Source organism: Pedobacter sp. (assembly GCF_045627485.1).
Lineage (GTDB): Bacteria > Bacteroidota > Bacteroidia > Sphingobacteriales > Sphingobacteriaceae > Pedobacter.
Map to the genome: position 1 here is coordinate 1 of NZ_JAZQNU010000066.1, position 3,445 is coordinate 3,445.

Genomic DNA, 3,445 nt, shown 5'->3' on the forward strand with positions numbered 1-3,445 from the left:
ATTACAACTGACCATCCTGAATTTATACATGCCGAACAAGAGGTAAAAGCCAGGCTGGAGAACCTGGTGACTATCAAAGGAACCAAGACAGCAGATTATTTTCATAAACAACTCGGTAAACTGCTGTATGATAAATGCGGGCTTTCCCGCTCGGCCAAAGGTTTGGGCGAAGCCATCGCAGGTATCAAACTACTGGCGGAGGAGTTTTACAAAGACCTCATGGTACCGGGAATGGCAGCAGACATGAATGCAGAATTGGAAAAAGCAGGCCGTGTGGCCGATTACCTCGAGATGGCCAATTTAATGTGTTATGATGCATTAAACCGGGAAGAATCTTGCGGTGCCCATTTCAGGGAGGAGTACCAGACTGCCGCCGGCGAGGCATTAAGAAACGACGAGAAATACTGTTACGTTTCGGCCTGGGAATGGCCGGGTGTTCAGCAAGTGCCTGTTCTGCATCCAGAACCGCTGACCTTCGAATTTATCGAATTATCTGTTAGAAACTACAGCTAGATTATGAAAGTACACCTAAAAGTATGGCGTCAGAAGGACGCAGATAGCAAAGGATCACTGGTCGATTATGATGTTGATCAGGTTTCCGCACACATGTCTTTCCTTGAAATGATGGACACCCTGAATGAACAGCTTATCCTCAAGGGCGATCATCCGGTTGAATTTGACCACGATTGCCGGGAAGGAATTTGTGGCGCCTGCGCCATGACGATTAACGGACAGGTGAACGGGCCTGTTTCCGGCTTAACGGTATGCCAATTGCACATGCGTGAGTTTAAGGATGGAGCGACTATTTATGTGGAACCCTTCAGGGCTACTGCCTTTCCTTTAAAACGTGATTTGAAGATTGACCGCTCAGCGTTCGACCGAATTATCCAGTCGGGAGGCTTTATCTCTGTGAATACTTGTCAGCCGGTAGAGGCCAATACGCTGCTCATCACTCACGATGTTGCAGAGTCGGCCTTTGATTCAGCGGCCTGTATTGGCTGTGGCGCCTGTGTGGCTACCTGTAAAAACTCCAGTGCCGCACTTTTTACATCGGCTAAGATCGCCCATTTGGCACAACTACCTCAGGGTAAAGCTGAGGCGGCAGAGCGCGTGTTGAAAATGGTAGCGCAGATGGATGCGGAGGGTTTTGGCCATTGCAGCAATACGGAAGCTTGTGAGGTGAAGTGCCCGCAGGGTATTTCCGTACTAAATATTGCGAGAATGAACTGGGAATATGCTAGAGCATTAGTGAAGAAACATTAGGCTTGAGTTTTTCCAGGCGAGCTGCTGTGCTGAAGTAGATACGACGAACTTTGGGATCGCATTAAAGGTGTCGGTTGTAGGGTTAGGCTCCTGATTTGGCCAAAAGGCGGCGAAGATACCATTTTTGCTGCGTCTTGCATGTCGCCGGCGTCAGTGGCCTCATGGATTATTCTTCCGGTTACGATGAACCCAGGATCAAGCGGAATTCTTGGGGGGAGTAGTTTTTAAGCATAGATTTTAGATAGTCTGAACAGGAAGAATTTGACATCTCTGACACCTCTTGATGTAGCTCTGAATGCTTTAACTTTAGCATTGAAAGACTCTGCTGATGCATTTGTGCTTCTATTGATAAAGAAGTTTAATATGGAGAGGTAGTGTGACTGAACCGATCTAGCGACCGTTCTAAAGGCTTCAATCCCGCTGGACTCTACATCATTATACCATAGGGCCAGGTGTTTAAAGGCATGTTCCTTGCTTTTACATACTTTGAAGATGTTGCCAAGTCTAATGGATAGGTCATAGGCACGGTTTAACTCAGGATACCTTTCAAAGAGCAGCTCAGCACGTCTTTTCTGCACTTCTGTCCATTTAATATGATGCTTGAATAGCAAGTATCTGCTTCTTGCCAGTAATTGTTTTAACGTATCTCCATTGGAAAGCACTTCCGGCTGATAACTTATTTTGTTTTTCTTTGCGGATGCTATAGCCTCGTTTTCCTGATCCAAGGCTTCCCAGCGGTATTTTATTCTAGCTTCCTGTACAGCATCATAAGCCAGTTTCTGCACATGGAAACGGTCGATTACCCGGTGTGCATTAACAAAACACCGTTTAACAGCCAGCTGCATGTTGGCGGCCATATCCATGGTCACCTCCTGTACTGTTTTTCTTAAGCGTTCTGGTATTTTCTTCAATACAGTAATAATATCCTCAGCTACAGTACCTTTTATCATGGCTACAATAGCACCCTTTCTGCCCCTGGCTTCCTTATTGGTGACAATGGTATAGAGTTCACCATTGGACAAGGCGGTTTCATCAATACTGAGCCTGGTGCTCACATTCTTTGAAAATAACATCCACTCATCCGCATGTGATTTCTGTTCCCAGCTATCATATTCACTGATATGTTCTTTGTATTGCTCCTGAAGCTGCTTCCCGTCAATCTGGAAGTATTGGCCTAAATGATAACAGCTAATGGGATGATTATCCAAATATTCCTTTTAAAAAAAGACCGAATTCAGTTGTCATTCGCGTCCCTTTTATTACCAGATCCCAGTCTCTGCTGATGATCGTTCCATCTTTGATAACGGTCCATCTTCGCCGTTTTACACATAATGCCACTTTATGGCCACGAATAGGAAAGTCTTGAATGCGAGTCTCTGGAAAGAATCCTTTGGATTCCAGCTCATGCTTCTGGTAGCCGCTAGGGGCTATATTTTTCTCTTCAAGGTAAATATTGAATCCAATCGAATCTTTATCAGCCTTGGTTAACTCAAAATAATCCAGAATTCCTTCTGGCAATAAAAAACTAATTAATGTGTCGGTGACTTGGTTCAAAATAGTAGCAGCTAGTAATCCTAAATTCTATGCTGCAAAAGAAAGAAATTATTTAATTCCCCCCAAGAATTCCGCTTGATCCAGCATCACCGCTAGAATAGTTTTTTTGCTTTTTCATGTAGAAAATCATACTGAAATTCGTTTTCATAATCAACTGATTAAGGGTTAAACAAAAGTAGCCTTGCAGTTAATGGATGTCAAGTCGTTCAATGAATGAACTTACTATGAGTCAATGTATTACAATTTTATTCGGTGAGTCGGGGGAACTTCAATTTACTCACCTAATCACTCACTTTTTATATGTGACTTATTGAATAAATTGTAGTTTTTGGCAAAAATAAAAAGCCTGCAATAAATTGTTTTGCAGGCTTTTAAACGTTTTGTTACTATTTCTTGTGATCCCGCTGGGATTCGAACCCAGGACCACTACATTAAAAGTGTAATGCTCTACCAGCTGAGCTACGGAATCAAGTTCTTTGAAGAACTTACTCTAAGCGTTTCCGTTTAAAGTGATGCAAATATAGAGTTCTTCACCTCGTGTTGAAACATATTATTCCATATATTGCCTATACAACTGATTTAAAGGCACATTATTTACAATCACCACCCAAAAAGAGCCAATTAATCT

3 protein-coding genes, 1 tRNA gene and 1 pseudogene are annotated in these 3,445 nt (G+C 43.1%); 2 read left to right on the forward strand and 3 right to left on the reverse strand.

Annotated elements, in window-relative coordinates; genetic code table 11:
* Window positions 1–513, forward strand: a pseudogene (locus tag ACR2F3_RS04800) (fumarate reductase/succinate dehydrogenase flavoprotein subunit); the annotation flags it as partial.
* 3 nt (window positions 514–516) lie between these two features.
* The gene (locus ACR2F3_RS04805; protein ID WP_432708843.1) at window positions 517–1,263 is read left to right on the forward strand and encodes a succinate dehydrogenase/fumarate reductase iron-sulfur subunit; all 747 of its coding nucleotides are present in this window, start codon (window positions 517–519) and stop codon (window positions 1,261–1,263) included.
* Window positions 1,264–1,487: 224 nt separating this feature from the next.
* On the opposite strand, the gene ACR2F3_RS04810 is transcribed toward ACR2F3_RS04805, so the two are convergent.
* From ACR2F3_RS04810 to ACR2F3_RS04820, 3 genes are all read right to left on the reverse strand, one after another.
* Window positions 1,488–2,471, reverse strand: a complete 984-nt coding sequence (locus tag ACR2F3_RS04810; protein ID WP_432708844.1) for an ISAon1 family transposase — start codon at window positions 2,469–2,471, stop codon at window positions 1,488–1,490.
* A complete protein-coding gene (locus ACR2F3_RS04815) occupies window positions 2,464–2,817 on the reverse strand; it encodes an ISAon1 family transposase N-terminal region protein (RefSeq protein WP_432708845.1) in 354 nt (117 codons plus the stop codon). The genes ACR2F3_RS04810 and ACR2F3_RS04815 overlap by 8 nt, the downstream gene beginning before the upstream one ends.
* Before the next feature lie 396 nt (window positions 2,818–3,213).
* Window positions 3,214–3,286 (reverse strand) — tRNA-Lys (locus ACR2F3_RS04820).
* Window positions 3,287–3,445 lie beyond the last annotated feature (159 nt).